Raw genomic sequence first — 15,474 nt, 5'->3', positions numbered from 1 at the left:
AAGGAGGACGAAATATGAAAAAGCGTTTTTGGATTGTCAGTGTGATGGCCATTTTCCTTTTTTCCACCATCCTGGCCGGATGTGTCGAAAAAGATTCGGCGAAAAGCGGAAAGACTTTGATTTATGGGAGGGGAGCCGACGCCAAATTATTGGATCCCATTCAGGTGACGGATGGAGAATCTTTTAAGCCGACAGACCAGATTTTTGATAACCTGGTCGAATATGACCAAAAAACAACCGAAGTGGTTCCGGGACTTGCTGAAAGTTGGGAAACCAGCGAAGACGGACTGACATGGACATTCCATTTGCGAAAAGGCGTCCAGTTCCATGATGGCACTCCATTTAATGCCGAAGCGGTGGTTTATAACTTCCAACGTTGGATGGATCCGGAACATCCTGAGCATAAAGGCGGGGAATTTCCCTACTACGGATATATGTTTGGCGGGTTTAAAGGGGATGAAGGCCATTTGATTGAAAGCGTGAGCGCCCAGGATGAATATACGGTGCAGTTTAAACTGAAAAAGCCATTGGGGCCTTTCCTCAGCAACCTGGCCATGTCTCCGTTCGGAATTGCTTCCCCGACGGCTGTGAAAAAAGATCCGGTGAAGTTTGCACAACATCCGGTCGGAACCGGTCCCTTCAAGTTTGAAAGCTGGAAGAAAAATGACACGGTCGTGCTCGTGAAAAATGAGAACTATTGGAAAAAAGGTCAGCCGAAACTGGACCGGGTTATTTTTAAATCGATTCCGGATAATGCGGCCCGCTTTTCTGCATTGAAATCAGGGGATATTGACATGATGGACGGACTCAACCCCAATGATGTCCAACTGGTCAAACAGGATCAAAACTTTGAACTGTACGCACAAGAAGGCATGAATGTGGGTTATCTGGCTTTAAATACCGAGAAGGAACCGTTGAACAATGTCAAAGTGCGGCAGGCGATCAACCATGCGGTGAATAAAGACGCCATTATCAAAAACTTTTATGCAGGCCAGGCCGTGGCGGCCGTCAACCCCATGCCTTCCATGATGTGGGGATACAATGACCAAGTGAAAGATTATGAATATGACTTGGATAAAGCGAAGCAATTGCTGAAAGAAGCTGGCTATCCGGATGGTTTTGAAGTGGAATTTTATGCGATGACCGAACCCCGTCCGTATATGCCGAACGGAAAGAAAATTGCGGAATTTATTCAGGCGGATTTGGCCAAAATCGGCATCCGGGCCAAAATTGTGACTTATGACTGGCAAACGTATTTGGATAAGACCGGAAAAGGGGAACACCAAATGGCGTTGATGGGGTGGAACGGGGACAACGGAGACCCGGATAACTTCTTGTACGTCTTGTTGGATAAAGACAACACGCGGATGCCTGACGCCGGAAACATTGCTTTTTATAAAAGTGATGCCGTGCATGATCTTTTGATTCAGGCGCAAAGCTTAACCGATCAGGGAGAACGTGCCAAACTTTATGAACAAGCACAGGAAATCATCAAAGCGGATGCGCCTTGGGTTCCCATCGCGCATGCGACCGTAAGCTTTGCTGGGCGAAAAGAAATCACCGGCTTTGTTCCTCACCCGACAACACAGTTGAAATTGGAATTTGTTGATCTGAAGAACTGAAAACAGGTGTAAAGGCGGCATTGCGGGGAGTCCGCAGTGCCTCCTTATTCATTGCAAGAGTCAGGTGGTGAATGGATGTTATGTTGGCTTACACGATACGCCGGATTTTGATGTTGATTCCTGTGTTGATCGGCATGTCGCTCATTACATTTTCCATTGTTCATGCCATCCCGGGGGATCCGGCCAAAACGATAGCGGGTGACAAAGCGACACCGGAACAATTGCAGGAAATCCGGGAAAGTCTGGGCTTGGATCAGCCGTTTTACATTCAATATTTCAACTATGTCAAAGGACTGTTGCAAGGGGATTTGGGGACATCCTTGATCACCAATACCCCCATCTCCGAAGAAATCGTTCCTTTTTTGGCCGCCACGGCTGAACTCACCTTGGCTGCCATGTTGATTGCCGTATTTTTCGGGGTGAATCTCGGGATTTTATCGGCTTGGAAGCAAAATTCATGGCTGGATTATGGATCAATGCTGATTGCATTGATCGGGGTTTCCATTCCCGTGTTCTGGCTGGGGTTGATGGAACAGTGGCTTTTTGCCCAGGTTCTGGATTGGTTGCCGTCCAACGGGAGAGTGGATCCCCGCCTCGGTTTTGAGCCGCTCACCCATTTTTATATTTTGGATTCCTTGTTATACGGGGATTTTGAGTGGCTGGGAGATGTGTTGAAGCATTTGATTCTGCCGGCGGTTGCGCTGGGGACCATCCCGATGGCGATCATTGCGCGGATGACGCGGTCCAGCATGTTGGAAGTCATGAGATCCGATTATATTCGTACGGCCCGGGCCAAAGGATTATCCGAGTTTTGGGTGATTTACAAGCATACGTTAAAAAATGCATTCATCCCGATCCTGACCGTGATGGGGCTGCAGATGGGCCTGTTGCTCGGGGGGGCGGTTTTGACGGAGACCATTTTCAGCTGGCCGGGAGTGGGTCGGTATATTTATGACGCCATCACACAGAGAAATTATCCGGTGATTCAGTCCGGAATATTGGTGCTTGCAACGATTTTTGTCGTGATCAATTTAATCGTTGATCTGTTGTATGCATGGATTGATCCCCGCATCCAATATGGGAAGGAGTGATGAAGGTGCAGCAAATTTCATCCGGAATTCAGCCGCCCGCTCCCGATGCAGCCGGTGAAATGGGTCTGGAAGAAAACACGGAAACCCACTTTCTTCGTGATTTTTTTCAAGCTTTTGTCCGGCACCGTTCGGCGCTCATTGGCACTTCTTTGGTGATGATTTTTATCTTGCTGGCGATTTTTGCCCCGGTCTTGACTCCTTATGACTATCAATCTTCCAGTCCGGATACATTACAGCCCCCGTCGTCGTCCCATTGGTTTGGAACGGATGATTTGGGACGGGACATTTTTACCCGGGTGGTGTATGGAGCGCGGATTTCCTTGTGGATCGGTTTTGTGGCGATCACCGGGTCCATCGTGATCGGGAGTTTTTTGGGATTGATTGCCGGTTATTACGGCAAATGGGTCGATTCGGTCATTTCCCGTTTGTTTGATATTTTGCTTGCTTTTCCGAGTATTTTGCTGGCCATTGCCATTGTGGCCATGCTGGGGCCGGGCTTGAACAATGCTTTGATTGCGATTGCCATCATCAATATCCCCAACTTTGGCCGGTTGATGCGTTCCAGAGTGTTAAGCGTCAAGGCGGAAGATTATATTCTGGCGGCCAAAGCGTTGGGGATGAAGAACAGCCGCATTTTATGGAAACATATCTTGCCCAATTGCTGGACACCGATCATGGTGCAAGGGACGCTGGGATTTGCCACGGCGGTGATCGAGGCCGCGGCGCTCGGGTTTTTGGGATTGGGAGCCCAACCTCCCCAACCGGAATGGGGAACCATGTTGTCCGATTCGCGTGAATTCATCCAGCTCGCACCTTGGACCATGATTTTTCCGGGAGTGGCCATGATGTTGACGGTTCTCGGGTTTAATCTGTTGGGAGACGGTCTCAGGGATCTTTTTGATCCGCGGATGAAACAGTAAGAAAACGGTGTGCCCGGTTTCGGGACACACCGTTTTTGTATTCTTTAGGAACCAAAATATTCTTTCCAGCGTTCGTCCACTTTCTTTGTGATGGAAGGGTCGGGCACCAGTTCATCCGGGTATCCCGGCTTCATTCGTGCATCCACGATGAAGGGGAATTGGTAATGTGGATGATGATGTTGAAACCGGGTTTGTGCATGGATGTCAAATGCCGGATTGAACCGGGTGAAAATGGTCCACAAAAATGCGGTTTGCCCGCTAGCCGCCTCGATGTCATCCACCAAAAAGACAAAGGGCCACCCGGCCAAGTCCTCTTTATGGTCGCGGAGGATCTGTTCTGCCAGTTTTGGATTTTGTTCATAAGGTTCCGCTTCCAGAACGAGGGCACCTTTGCAATACACCCGGGCGTCGCGGATGCCTTTCATATCCGGCCCGTGAAAGGATGCCGGCAACGTGCGTTTCGGTTCCCCGGTGCCGATCAGGACGGCTTTGCTTCCATGATTGAGCCGTTTACCGGTATAATCAAGGGTGTCCATCGAAGTGTGGTTAAAGATGAACAAATCGGTGGCCGGATCCATCCGTTCAAGAACGGTTTCAAATAATTTCGGGAAATCCCCGAGCGATACCGACTGATCGGTTAAGATCAAGAACTTGGTGAGCGTCAGCTGCCCTTCGCCCAAGATCCGGAAAGCGTTGGCCAGCACCTCACGCTGGTAGCTTTCGCGTACAACGGCTGCAGCCAGCGAATGGAAGCCGGTTTCAGAATACGTCCATAAATCACGCACACCGGGCATAACCATGGGGAAAGCCGGGGACAACAACCGTTGCAAAAACTCGCCCATGTAATAATCTTCCTGACGGGGTTTGCCCACAACCGTGGCGGGATATATCGCATCTTTGCGATGATAAACTTCTTTCACATGGAAGACGGGAAATTCATGTGCCAGGGAATAGTAACCGTAATGATCCCCAAACGGCCCTTCCAAACGGCGTTCATGCGGGGGAACACTCCCTGTCAGCACAAATTCCGCTTCCGCAATGAAAGGATAGCCGTTTTTACCGGTGACGACCGGCAGTTTTTCGCCCATGATCAAGGAGGTCAGGATCAATTCAGGCAAAAATTCCGGAACCGGTGCAATGGCCGAGGCAATCAGTGCCGGAGGCCCGCCCAGGTGAACATGGACCGGCAACGGTTCATTTCGTTTTTCGGCTTCATAGTGGTGAAATCCCCCGCCTTTATGGATTTGCCAATGCATGCCGGTGGTTTGTTTGTCAAAAATTTGCATGCGGTACATGCCAAGATTGTGTTGTTTGCTTTGGGGATGCTCTGTATACACGAGCGGAAGCGTGATGAAAGGGCCGCCGTCTTCCTGCCATGAAGTGATCACCGGAAGCCGGGTGAGATCCGTTTCGTTTTGTTTGGTTTCCAAAACCGGCGCTTTGTTGGCCGGCACGGTTTTAAGGCCGACTTTCAAGAGCTCTTTGAAGACGTTCCGTTCGTTCCAAATGGCTTTCGGGGTCGGGGGCATCAACTTGTCCATGAGCGATACGATTTGTTTCATCAATTGCTCGGGACGCGGGCCAAATGCCATTTCCACCCGCCGGGGGGTGCCGAATAAATTAGTGACCACCGGGAAGGAACTTCCTTTTACCTGTGTAAATAATAAAGCAGGTCCGCCTTCTTCGATCACGCGGCGGTGTATTTCTGCCAACTCGAGGAAGGGATCCACTTCTGCATGGATTTCCACGAGCTCGTCTTCAGCTTTTAATTTTTGGATGAACTGACGTAAATTTCTATACAAATTGCATCTCTCCCAGTTTGATGGACTATTTAGGCTCTAGCCACATTATAAACGGAAAACGGACAGTTTGCTTGCGCGGGATCATGAGGATTAAAGGAGTGTCTGACATTGAAAGTAATCGTTTATTCGAGACCCCATTGTTTGGAATGCAATGTACTGAAGCGGTTTTTGAATGACTATAAAATTCCGTATGAAGAAAGAGATTGCTCAAAAAATCCGGCCTACTTGGAAGAAGTGAAAAAAATGGGATTTTTGGGCGTCCCGGTGACGGTCGTGCATGGTCAGGCCATCGAGGGATTGCAGCCGGATGCGATTTTAGCCGCTTTGGAAAAACAAGACAAAAATGTCAATGTGGATTAAACCAGCCGCAAAGGATCAAACCCCTTTGATAACAACGGTTTCAAAGGGGATTTTTTATTTGATGAATTCTTCTTATATGGAATAATTCATTATTTAATTTTACAAAAATTTAATATATAATATATACAAAGTTTTATTTTCAAAATAATTTAATAAGAAAGATTTTTCTAAACCAAAAAGGGTTAGGGGGTTTCTGAGTGGAGATTTTCCGCAAGAAGAGCATTCAGGAAATGATTCAAACGACTCAACAAGGCACCACGCTCCGCAAAGAATTAAACGCTGTGGATCTGGCGATGCTGGGCGTTGGGGCGATTATCGGGACGGGAATTTTTGTATTGACCGGGGTGGGCTCCCTGGTCACCGGACCGGCACTGCCGCTCTCTTTTATTATTGCGGGATTTACGTGTTTGCTTGCCGCATTTACTTATGCTGAATTTGCCTCATTGGTTCCTGTGTCCGGATCCACCTACACCTACAGCTATGCCACACTGGGAGAATTTTTTGCCTGGGTGATCGGTTGGGATTTGATTCTGGAGTATTTGCTTGCCGTCAGTTCGGTCTCGGTGGGTTGGTCCGGTTATTTCCAGTCCTTGCTGGCCGGTTTTGGAATCGAAATTCCGCATGTGTTAACCCAGTCCCCCCTGATTGACGGCACAAGCATCTTGAATTTGCCGGCTTTTTTGATCATCCTCTTCATTACCTGGTTGCTTTCCATCGGCGTGAAAGAATCGAAAAGAGTCAACAATATCATGGTTCTGATCAAAGTGGCAGTGATTTTGCTCTTTATTCTGGTGGGTGCCTTTTATGTGAAGCCGGAGAACTGGACCCCCTTCATGCCGTTTGGAATCAAAGGCGTATTTCAAGGTGCCGCACTGATCTTCTTTTCTTATCTGGGGTTTGATGCGGTGAGTACGGCGGCAGAGGAAACCAAAAATCCGGCAAAAGATCTGCCGAAAGGAATTCTGTGGTCGCTTGGGATCGTCACCCTGCTTTATATGATTGTGTCTGCATTGATGACGGGAATTGTTCCGTTTCAACAGTTTGAAAAGCATGCTGATGCCCCGGTTGCCTATGCCATCAGCATGACCGGACAGGATTGGCTGGTCGGGATTGTCAGCTTGGGGGCCGCCATCGGCATGATCACGGTCATGTTGGTCATGTTGTACGGCCAAATCCGGATCATTTTTGCGATGTCCCGGGACGGATTGATGCCGAAGTTTTTGTCCAAAGTGCATAAAAAATACCGCACACCGTATGTTTCCACTTGGACGTTGGGATTGATTGCCGCATTCCTCGGCGCGTTTGTTCCTTTGGATCAGCTTGCCGAACTGGTCAACTTGGGAACATTGGCGGCCTTTGTCCTCATCTCGGTCGCTGTGATTGTCCTGCGTTACAAACAGCCGGATTTGCCTCGGAAATTTAAAACTCCGCTGGTTCCGTATGTCCCGATTTTGGCTATTATCTTCTGTTGTGTTTTGGCTTTCAATCTCGAGGTGATGACGTGGATCCGTTTCCTCGGTTGGTTTGCTGCAGGACTCATCTTTTACCTCGTGTACGGATATGAACATTCGAATCTTCGCAAAAAATCGGATTCCAATTCTTAATGACATGTGAACGGGTTTTTAAGCATGGTGTATAAAACACACCATGCTTTTTCCATTCATTCCTCAATCAATCCATTTCCAGGTGTTTTTGAACGTAGCGGATTTTTTCTTTTTTTGCTTTTTTAGTTTGTAAGCTTCCCGTTCCCATTTTTTCAGTTGGGGATAGGGGTCAAACGAGTATGTGTTTTCCCCGTTAAAACGGTAGATGCCATAATGCAAATGCGGAGGGAACTTACCGGAGGTTCCCGGAGGGCCGTATCCGGAAGAGCCCACCGTTCCGATCAAGTCTCCGGGGCGGACGATATCCCCTTTTTTCAGCCCTTTGCGAAAATGGTTCAGATGGGCGAAATAGTGATAATTGTTATGGATGTCGCGAATTCCGATCCGCCAACCGCCATAGCGGTTCCAACCGATCAATTCCACATAGCCGTAGCAGGTGCTTAATACGGGAGTTCCGTAACCGGCAAAAATATCCGTCCCTTCATGAATGCGCAACCCGCCCCAACCGCGGCGGTCGCCCCAGGTATCATGGTATGTGTAATTATATTGGATCGGAATCGGAAATTTTTTTTCTTCCAAATCCAATCGGTCGAATTTTTGATAAATTTTCGCAATATGGGTGATCACATCCACTGCCACGGGATGTTGGTAATAGTCCCATAATCTGGTTCGGATCTGGTCTTCTTCCACTCCGTTTTCGGACAGGTAGAGAGCAACGGAATACAGGACGTCGATATCATTCTGTCGATCTGCCAGACGGTCGCCGTTTCCGTCCCGGCCGATGCCTTGAAAAAATGAAATCGACTCCGGGATGTTGTCATCCGGATCCGGATTCAGTTTCCCGGCCCAACGTTCTTGCGGAATTTGAATGGACAATAATTTCCGGTCGTTGCTTTTTGCTTTGTCATCTTTGGCTTGGTTCCGGTTTTGCCGGATGTTTTTTTCATACTGGTTGACCGCCGCCAGATAATACCAAGGGACTCCAGATACGGATTCCATGGCTTCAAACAGATGCAGAAGTTCCTCTTGATCCGTTTGATTCCGGCCGGTGGCGACGGCAGACGGGAAAGGAAAGAGAAACGCAAGAAAGAGTGCGAGTGTGATCAACTGTTTCATCATGTGAATCACCATGTGTCTTAAGTGAATGATAAGAATAGTTTGCACGGCCCGGGAAAAATTATGCACAGAAAAAACAGCCCGGTGGCAGGCTGTTTATTCGGATGCAGTAGACTTTCTTTGTTTGATTTCATTGATGTGCTGATTTAACTGATCCAGCATCAAGAAAGCGGCTTTGGCTCCTCCCGCAGTGTTCCAAATCACATCGTCCACTTTAAAAACCATATTGTTTTTTACGGCTTTCAAGTTTTTCCAAAGCGGATCGGAAGTGAATTCTTTTTCTTGAGCATCACCTTGGGTATCCCCATAGTTATAAGTAAAGTAGAAAAGAATATCCCCGTCTGCCTGAGGAATTTGTTCTTTGGTGATCACGGCGGCGAAATCGTTTTTGTTTTGGATTTCCGGACGTTTAAAGCCAATATCTTTTAAAATGACTCCCGAAAAACTGTCCAATTGATAAAGACGGGTGTTTCCAGCTACAAATCGGACAACGGATACTTCTTTATTGATTAAATCTCCGGCATTTTTCCGTACGGCTTCCACCTTTTTGTGATACTCGTCCAAGACTTCTTCCGCCTTCTTTTCCTGTCCCACGGTTTTGGCGTACAGCTTGAAATTTTCTTTCCAATCCCCGGTGAGATCTTCGGCGAATACGGTGGGCGCAATGGCACTCAACTGGTTATACACTTTTTCCTGTCGCACTTTGTTGCCGATAATTAAATCGGGTTTTAAACCGGCAATGGTTTCCAGATTGGGCTGAAGTTCCGTCCCCACGGATTTTACACTGGACATTTCCGGCTCCAGGTGGTCATACCACAGACCCCCGTCCGGGGTAAACCCTTGAACCGCACCCACGGGTTTGATCCCGATTGACAACAGGGCTTCCAAACCTTCATTAGTCAGCACCACGATTCGTTTGGGATGCTCAGGAACTTGAGTGGTTCCCATGGCATGCTCAATCGACCGGGTGGGTGAGTTATTTTCTGTGGTGGTGGAGGAGTTGGTGCATCCGGTGGCAATGAGAGACAGAAGCAAGCAAAAGAGGATTCCGTTTTTGATCCAACGGGACATGTTTTGACTCCTTTCTAATTGAAAATGATTATCATTTATCGTGCATTTTTACTATAGGGAAATGTAACAATCTTGTCAAATCTATTTGATAATGATTTTCAAAATCGTTGACACTTTTTAGCGGATCACATAGACTTAAATTGATTTTTAAAAGAAAAAATGCGTGTTTACCGGGGGAAAAGGGTTGGACAGAAAGGGGACGGGCATGGACGAAATTTTTTCAACCAAGGGATGGAAATGGACGGGACTGATTTTGGGAATATTTTTGGCCGGTTTCCTCAGTGTGGCAAGTATCAGTGTCGGGGTGACACCGGTCCCGTTTGAAACGGTGATTGAATCCTTTACTGACTTTCAAAACACCAATGAACATTTGATCGTCCGGACAACCCGGGTACCCAGGACGATCATTGCCGTGGCAGTGGGAGCCAGTTTGGCTGTTGCCGGTGCGGTGATGCAGGCTTTGACCCGGAATCCGCTGGCCTCGCCTTCAACGTTAGGCGTGAACCAGGGAGCGGGTTTGTTTATTGTTTTGGCGGTGTCATTATTTTCCGTCACTGTGATGTCCACTTTGATGGTGATGGGTTTTGCCGGGGCCGCGTTTGCCATTTTCATCGTGTATATATTGGGATCGGCCGGCCGGGACGGAATGACGCCGGTGAAGTTGACCTTGGCCGGCGCTGCGGTGATGGCGCTTTTTTCATCGCTTACACAAGGATTTTTGACCATGAATGAAAGAAGTTTGGAAGAATTGTTGTTTTGGCTGGTCGGATCGGTGGAAGGCCGGAGTTTGGATTTGGCGATTCCGGTTTTTCCGTTTCTTTTGGCCGGCGCGGTGATGGCGCTTTGTTTGGCACGGGCTTTTAATGTGCTCATGATGGGGGATGATGTGGCCAGAGGACTGGGGATGAATGTCGGAATCATCAAGCTTTTGGGTGTGGTCATGATTGCATTTTCAGCGGGCGGATCGGTAGCCGTTGCCGGTCCGGTTGTTTTTGTCGGGCTGATTGTGCCGCATTTGGTTCGTGTGCTGGTCGGGAATGATCATCGCTGGCTCTTTCCTTATTGTTTGGTGTACGGTGCCAACTTGCTTTTAATTGCAGACATACTGGGGCGGCTGATCATGCAGCAACAGCCCATTCCGGTCGGCGTGATGACGGCATTGATCGGAACGCCGTTCTTTATCTATTTGGCCAGACGAAAAGGGAGGGTGCGGGGATGAAGCGTTATTTTTCCGTGCGTTGCAGCCGGTTCTCCGTCATGATGGACAAAAAAGCGGTGTGGATCATCAGTTTGTTTGCCGTGCTGACGGGGTTGATTTTCACTGCCGGGTTGATGATCGGGGAAACCCCGGTTTCTTTGCAGGACGTGATTCAGGCTTTCTTCGGCCGGGGGGAAAATGCTTTTGTCATTCTGACGCTGAGATTTCCAAGGATCTTGATCGCCATGATGTCCGGGGCGGCACTGGCCCTGTCCGGAGCGATCTTGCAGGCGGTGATCCGAAACCCTTTGGCTTCTCCGGATATTATCGGGGTGACCGGCGGTGCTTCCGTGGGTGCGGTTGGCGTGATCACTTTTTTCAGCGACTGGTCCAGTACATTGTCCATTCATTTATTTTGGGTTCCGTTTGCCGCTTTCATCGGGGCTTCCGTGGTTGGAGCGCTTATTTATTTTCTTTCATGGAACCGGGGGGTTTCCCCGCTTCGTTTGGTCCTGATGGGAATCGGCTTTTATACGGCAACCCAGGCATTGACCAATCTCATTATTTTGTTTGGACCCGTTTTCCATGCCAGCCAGTCCAAAATGTGGATCACCGGAACAGTTTACGGGAGCAATTGGGACCAAGTGGCGGTCTTGTGGCCCTGGCTTTTAATTTTGATTTCGGTCGCCTTGCTGTTTTCCCGCCATCTGAACAGCGGGCAGTTGGGAGAAGAAGTGGTCAAAGGGCTCGGGGGAAACAGTGACCGGATACGGATCGGGTTCTTGTTGTTGAGTACCGGTCTGGCCGGATCGGGAGTGGCGTTTGCCGGGGGAATCAGTTTTGTGGGCTTGATTGCGCCGCATTTGGCCCGGCGGTTGGTGGGGGCTTCGTATGGGGCGATGTTGCCTCTGTCCGGATTGTTGGGGGCCGTTTTTGTCATGGTGGCCGATATGATCGGCCGGACCGTCATGGCGCCGGCGGAGATCCCGGCAGGCGTGTTTACCGCCGTGATCGGCGCCCCTTATTTCATTTATCTTTTGATCCGTCAGCACCAATGAAAGACCAGCTTGATGCACGGCTGGTCTTTTGATTATGCAAAAATGATTTTTTGCGTTATAGTATAAAGGAACATCGATTTTGCCATTTTAAGTGAAAATGATAAAAACACTTGTGGAAAAAACATTTTTTTGCAATGGTGAAAATGGAAACGATCCGGCTGTTCCCTCTTGTACTTTGTGAAATTTTTTGCAAGGCTGGGAAAGGCGGTTTGGTGTCGATTTTGATTGTGGAGGGATTCAAGTGGCAAGCGATAACAAAGCAAAAACCCGGCAGCGGAAACCTGAATGGCTGAAAGTGCGTTTAACCACCAATGAAAATTTCCGCGAATTAAAGAAGATGATGCGGGGAAAAACCTTGCACACGGTATGTGAAGAAGCGCGTTGCCCGAACATCTATGAATGTTGGGCGAACCGAACCGCGACTTTCATGATTTTGGGGGACATTTGCACCCGGGCCTGCCGTTTCTGCGCCGTGAAAACCGGGCTTCCGACCGAACTGGACTGGGCTGAACCGGAACGGGTGGCGGAAGCGGTTGAACAGATGGGTGTTCGTCATGCCGTTGTCACATCCGTGGCCAGGGATGACTTGAAAGATGGCGGGGCTGCCATTTTTGCCGCAACCATCAAAGCCATCCGCAAACGGAATCCATTTACCAGTGTGGAAGTACTGATCCCTGATTTCCAAGGGAATTGGGATGCCTTAAAAGTCGTGATGGATGCAAAACCCGATATTTTGAATCACAATATTGAAACGGTTCGCCGCCGTTCCGACCGGGTCCGTTCCAAAGCAAAATACGACCGTTCCTTGGAATTATTGAAGCGGGCCAAAGAAATGCAACCGGATGTTCCCACCAAATCCAGCCTCATGGTCGGAGTGGGGGAAACCTTTGAAGAAGTGGTGGAAGCGATGCAGGATCTTCGCGATCACCAAGTGGACATTGTCACCATTGGCCAATATTTGCAACCGACGAAAAAGCACTTGAAAATCGAACGGTATTACACTCCGGAGGAATTTGAAAAATGGAAAGAGATCGGGTTGGAAATGGGCTTTTCCCACGTCGAATCCGGTCCGCTGGTGCGCAGCTCTTATCATGCGCATGAACAAGTCCGGTCTGCAAAACAAAGTGAAGAAAAAATGGCTTGAATCAACAAAAGCAGTGCCGTCCTTACGGGATGACACTGCTTTTGTTTATTTTTCCAGCGGGTTGATATCCCGGCGTCCGTTGGGTTCGATTTGTTCGTTGACGTCCGGAGGGGTGTCGTCTCCCAATCGACGCAACAGATCTTCCAAATCTCCCCGGACACCTTCCACATCGTTATTGGTGGACATCCGCATCCCGATGTTGGTGATTTTCTCATTCAGATTTTTGTCGCTGGTCACATGAACCCGGTAATAACGGGGGGTTAAGCTTTCGGCCGTACGTTTCGCTTCTTTGACGGTCTTCGGGTCGACTTTCCCGTTCTTTGTGTTCACGCCGATGAACACGCGGTCATCCGTGACCAGTGCGGTCGCGTCTTTGACATTGGGCAGGTTGGTCACCATTTCCGCGATATGTCTTGCCAGCAAAGGACGATCCACAAACACATTGGTTTTTCCCGCGCTTTTTTCGTCATAATTTTGAGGGTTGTATTTGAAATATCCGATTTCGTTTTGTCCCCCGCCGCGTGCTTCTTCGTTCCCGTTGATTGAATCGTTGCTCGTTCTGCCGATGCGTGTGTCATTGTTTTGTTCACGGTAAAGAGGTTCTTCATAACTTTGATTTTCCATTCCCTGATTTCCTTCGTTTTCTCCCCGGTTGTCAGGGGAACAAGCGGTCAGGGAAAAAACAAAGAGGCCAGAGAGTAAAAAGACGATCCATCGTTTCATGCCATTCCCTCCTTTTGTTTTATAAACTGCCCAAAAGGAGGCGGTCATAACGGGCTAAATTTTTCCGGAAAATAGGAGGGATATGGTAACATATAAGTAGAGATTTGTAATGGAAAAGGTAGGTCGTTATGGAGCGAATTTATATACATGGCCATGAGTATGAGTTATTGACCAACCATCGGGAAGGATGGGATCCGGAAGCGTTTAAACGCCGTTTTAGCGAAATTCTGGACAAATACGATTATATTGTCGGGGATTGGGGGTACGGACAACTGCGGTTAAAAGGATTTTTTGCCGATCACCGGTCACGTGCCACGGCTGATACCAAAATCAGTTATTTGGAGGAATATCTCAATGAATTTTGCAATTTTGGCTGTGCCTATTTTGTGTTGAAAAAAGTGAATCCAAAAGCAAAAAGTTAACGACAAACCGGCCCGTCGTGACTCAAGCGGCGGTCCGGTTTGCGATGGAAAGCGGGTTTATTCATGATCATCGGGATCATCGTGGGTCGGATGGCTGCCTGGAAAATGCCGTTGCAACCCCTCATGAAACTCCCGCATTTCATATGTAAAACGGGGAGAAGCGTGTTGTGTGGGCCGCCAGGGAGATGATTTTCCCGGCTTGCCGCTGACAGCCGCCCCGTAAGGTCCTTCGGGAAATTCTTCCGGAACCAGCTCGTTTTGTTGTGATTCCACCGTTTTCAGTTCCCGGAAATTCTGCTTTTTTTTCATGCACAGTTCCTCCCTTTGGGATTAAGTTGTGTGAACCAAAGGAAGGTTATACGTTTTAAACAAGGGTATGCAAAAATTGCCGTAATTCATCCGCTTCGTCTTCTTTCAATTGATACACTTCTTCCAGATAACCCGGCTCATCCACGTCGTCCGGGCCGATAATGGCAAACCGGTTGGATTGGAGATCCAAAACCAAAAGTTTGCCGTAGAAACGATCCGTAAAGGTAATGGCAAGGTCAAACCGGTTGGTGTTCCCGGCAAAACTGACAAAACGGGTACGGGTGTTTTCCTTTTCATCATATAAAACCATGAGGTCCTGATTTTCCATCTTTTTTGCTCCTTTGTCGTCGTTTGACCCCATTATACATGAAAAGGATCCATTATAAGAGTCCGAAAAAACGGGCTTTTTTCTGCCGCCTGGGCAATAGTCCCTGTTCCCCGGTTGCCGCTGTCAGCCGTTGAGTGAAGGTCACATTGCGCAGCTCCATTCGCAATTGATCCTGTTTTTTCCGGATTTCATCGAACATTTGGTGAACTTCGTTGGAAGAGGCGGATTCATATTGGACGGACAACAGTTTATGTTGCATTTCATCCAGGGAATTAAACAAGTTCATCATATGCTTTTCGATATGATTGATCCGGTTCGTCATCTCTTCCAATAAATCGGTCATGCCATCCATCATATCCATCATGTCTTGCAAGCATCTTTCCGTCTCTTCCATGAACTCCTGGGAGGGGGAAGCGGGATAAGGGCTCATTTTCCCTTCCTGGATCAATTCCTCTTTGACTTGTTTCATGGAACGGTGCGGTTCTTGCAGCCGGCTTTTAATGTGGGACAGGCGTTGAAAGCTTTCTTTGGATAACAGATAATGCCCCCGTTCGTTGATATCGGGTTGAATATATTCTTCAAAAGTATCAATCCATTTCCGGATGGTGCGGGCGTGGACTTGCAGTTGTTCAGCGGCTTCTTTGGTGGTCATGTGTGACTCTGCCATAACCGAATCCTCCTTTTTTCGCTGTATATTTGTTAACGA

General features: G+C 48.3%; 16 protein-coding genes. 9 read left to right on the top strand and 7 right to left on the bottom strand.

The annotated features are described in order from the left end of the window. Window positions 1-14 precede the first annotated feature (14 nt). From FA954_RS12260 to nikC, 3 genes are all read left to right on the top strand, one after another. Window positions 15-1,622, top strand: coding sequence for an ABC transporter substrate-binding protein (locus FA954_RS12260; RefSeq protein WP_037994109.1), 1,608 nt, complete (start codon window positions 15-17; stop codon window positions 1,620-1,622). Between the two features lie 80 nt (window positions 1,623-1,702). Beyond that, complete coding sequence (locus FA954_RS12255; protein ID WP_037994111.1) at window positions 1,703-2,713, top strand: ABC transporter permease; 1,011 nt, start codon at window positions 1,703-1,705, stop codon at window positions 2,711-2,713. 59 nt (window positions 2,714-2,772) lie between these two features. After that, a complete protein-coding gene (gene nikC, locus FA954_RS12250) occupies window positions 2,773-3,633 on the top strand; it encodes a nickel transporter permease (protein WP_052186656.1) in 861 nt (286 codons plus the stop codon). A 44-nt stretch (window positions 3,634-3,677) separates the two neighbouring features. Here the strand turns inward: nikC and FA954_RS12245 are convergent, their stop codons facing one another. Beyond that, on the bottom strand, window positions 3,678-5,435 hold the full coding sequence (locus FA954_RS12245; protein WP_037994115.1) for a menaquinone biosynthesis decarboxylase: 1,758 nt from the start codon (window positions 5,433-5,435) through the stop codon (window positions 3,678-3,680). Between the two features lie 108 nt (window positions 5,436-5,543). Here FA954_RS12245 and FA954_RS12240 point away from each other — a divergent pair, with 108 nt between their 5' ends. Next, window positions 5,544-5,795 (top strand): glutaredoxin family protein, encoded by a 252-nt coding sequence (locus tag FA954_RS12240; protein WP_049719652.1) that lies wholly within the window; start codon window positions 5,544-5,546, stop codon window positions 5,793-5,795. A 230-nt stretch (window positions 5,796-6,025) separates the two neighbouring features. After that, on the top strand, window positions 6,026-7,399 hold the full coding sequence (gene bcaP, locus FA954_RS12235) for a branched-chain amino acid transporter BcaP (protein WP_049719717.1): 1,374 nt from the start codon (window positions 6,026-6,028) through the stop codon (window positions 7,397-7,399). Window positions 7,400-7,462: 63 nt separating this feature from the next. Here bcaP and FA954_RS12230 read toward each other — a convergent pair whose 3' ends face one another. Beyond that, on the bottom strand, window positions 7,463-8,518 hold the full coding sequence (locus FA954_RS12230) for a M23 family metallopeptidase (RefSeq protein ID WP_049719653.1): 1,056 nt from the start codon (window positions 8,516-8,518) through the stop codon (window positions 7,463-7,465). Between the two features lie 93 nt (window positions 8,519-8,611). Further along, window positions 8,612-9,586 carry an ABC transporter substrate-binding protein gene (locus tag FA954_RS12225; protein WP_052186653.1) on the bottom strand — a complete coding sequence of 325 codons (975 nt, stop codon included), beginning with the start codon at window positions 9,584-9,586 and terminating at the stop codon, window positions 8,612-8,614. 205 nt (window positions 9,587-9,791) lie between these two features. On the opposite strand from FA954_RS12225, the gene FA954_RS12220 reads away from it, so the two are divergent. The 3 genes from FA954_RS12220 to lipA all read left to right on the top strand — a co-directional run bounded on the left by FA954_RS12220 (window position 9,792) and on the right by lipA (window position 12,986). Then, window positions 9,792-10,805 (top strand): FecCD family ABC transporter permease, encoded by a 1,014-nt coding sequence (locus tag FA954_RS12220; RefSeq protein ID WP_049719718.1) that lies wholly within the window; start codon window positions 9,792-9,794, stop codon window positions 10,803-10,805. After that, window positions 10,802-11,842, top strand: coding sequence for a FecCD family ABC transporter permease (locus tag FA954_RS12215; RefSeq protein ID WP_037994121.1), 1,041 nt, complete (start codon window positions 10,802-10,804; stop codon window positions 11,840-11,842). Before FA954_RS12220 ends, FA954_RS12215 begins: the two co-directional genes overlap by 4 nt. 241 nt (window positions 11,843-12,083) lie before the next feature. Beyond that, window positions 12,084-12,986: a lipoyl synthase gene (gene lipA, locus FA954_RS12210; RefSeq protein ID WP_037994123.1), complete on the top strand. Its 903-nt coding sequence runs from the start codon at window positions 12,084-12,086 to the stop codon at window positions 12,984-12,986. 45 nt (window positions 12,987-13,031) lie between these two features. Here lipA and FA954_RS12205 read toward each other — a convergent pair whose 3' ends face one another. Then, on the bottom strand, window positions 13,032-13,709 hold the full coding sequence (locus FA954_RS12205; protein WP_037994126.1) for a YhcN/YlaJ family sporulation lipoprotein: 678 nt from the start codon (window positions 13,707-13,709) through the stop codon (window positions 13,032-13,034). Window positions 13,710-13,837: 128 nt separating this feature from the next. On the opposite strand from FA954_RS12205, the gene FA954_RS12200 reads away from it, so the two are divergent. After that, a complete protein-coding gene (locus tag FA954_RS12200; protein WP_037994127.1) occupies window positions 13,838-14,131 on the top strand; it encodes a YutD family protein in 294 nt (97 codons plus the stop codon). A gap of 57 nt (window positions 14,132-14,188) precedes the next feature. Here the strand turns inward: FA954_RS12200 and FA954_RS12195 are convergent, their stop codons facing one another. From FA954_RS12195 to FA954_RS12185, 3 genes are read right to left on the bottom strand one after another with little or no spacing between them, the layout of a single operon-like run. Continuing rightward, window positions 14,189-14,440 carry a hypothetical protein gene (locus tag FA954_RS12195; protein ID WP_037994129.1) on the bottom strand — a complete coding sequence of 84 codons (252 nt, stop codon included), beginning with the start codon at window positions 14,438-14,440 and terminating at the stop codon, window positions 14,189-14,191. Window positions 14,441-14,495: 55 nt separating this feature from the next. Beyond that, window positions 14,496-14,768 (bottom strand): DUF3055 domain-containing protein, encoded by a 273-nt coding sequence (locus FA954_RS12190; protein ID WP_082813455.1) that lies wholly within the window; start codon window positions 14,766-14,768, stop codon window positions 14,496-14,498. Between the two features lie 52 nt (window positions 14,769-14,820). Then, window positions 14,821-15,435: a MerR family transcriptional regulator gene (locus tag FA954_RS12185; RefSeq protein ID WP_037994131.1), complete on the bottom strand. Its 615-nt coding sequence runs from the start codon at window positions 15,433-15,435 to the stop codon at window positions 14,821-14,823. Between the last annotated feature and the right edge of the window lie 39 nt (window positions 15,436-15,474).

It is taken from the genome of Thermoactinomyces vulgaris (assembly GCF_005886755.1).
Classification (GTDB): domain Bacteria; phylum Bacillota; class Bacilli; order Thermoactinomycetales; family Thermoactinomycetaceae; genus Thermoactinomyces; species Thermoactinomyces vulgaris.
Note: the sequence above shows the minus strand (reverse complement) of the source record. Positions and strands in the feature narration are given on the sequence as shown.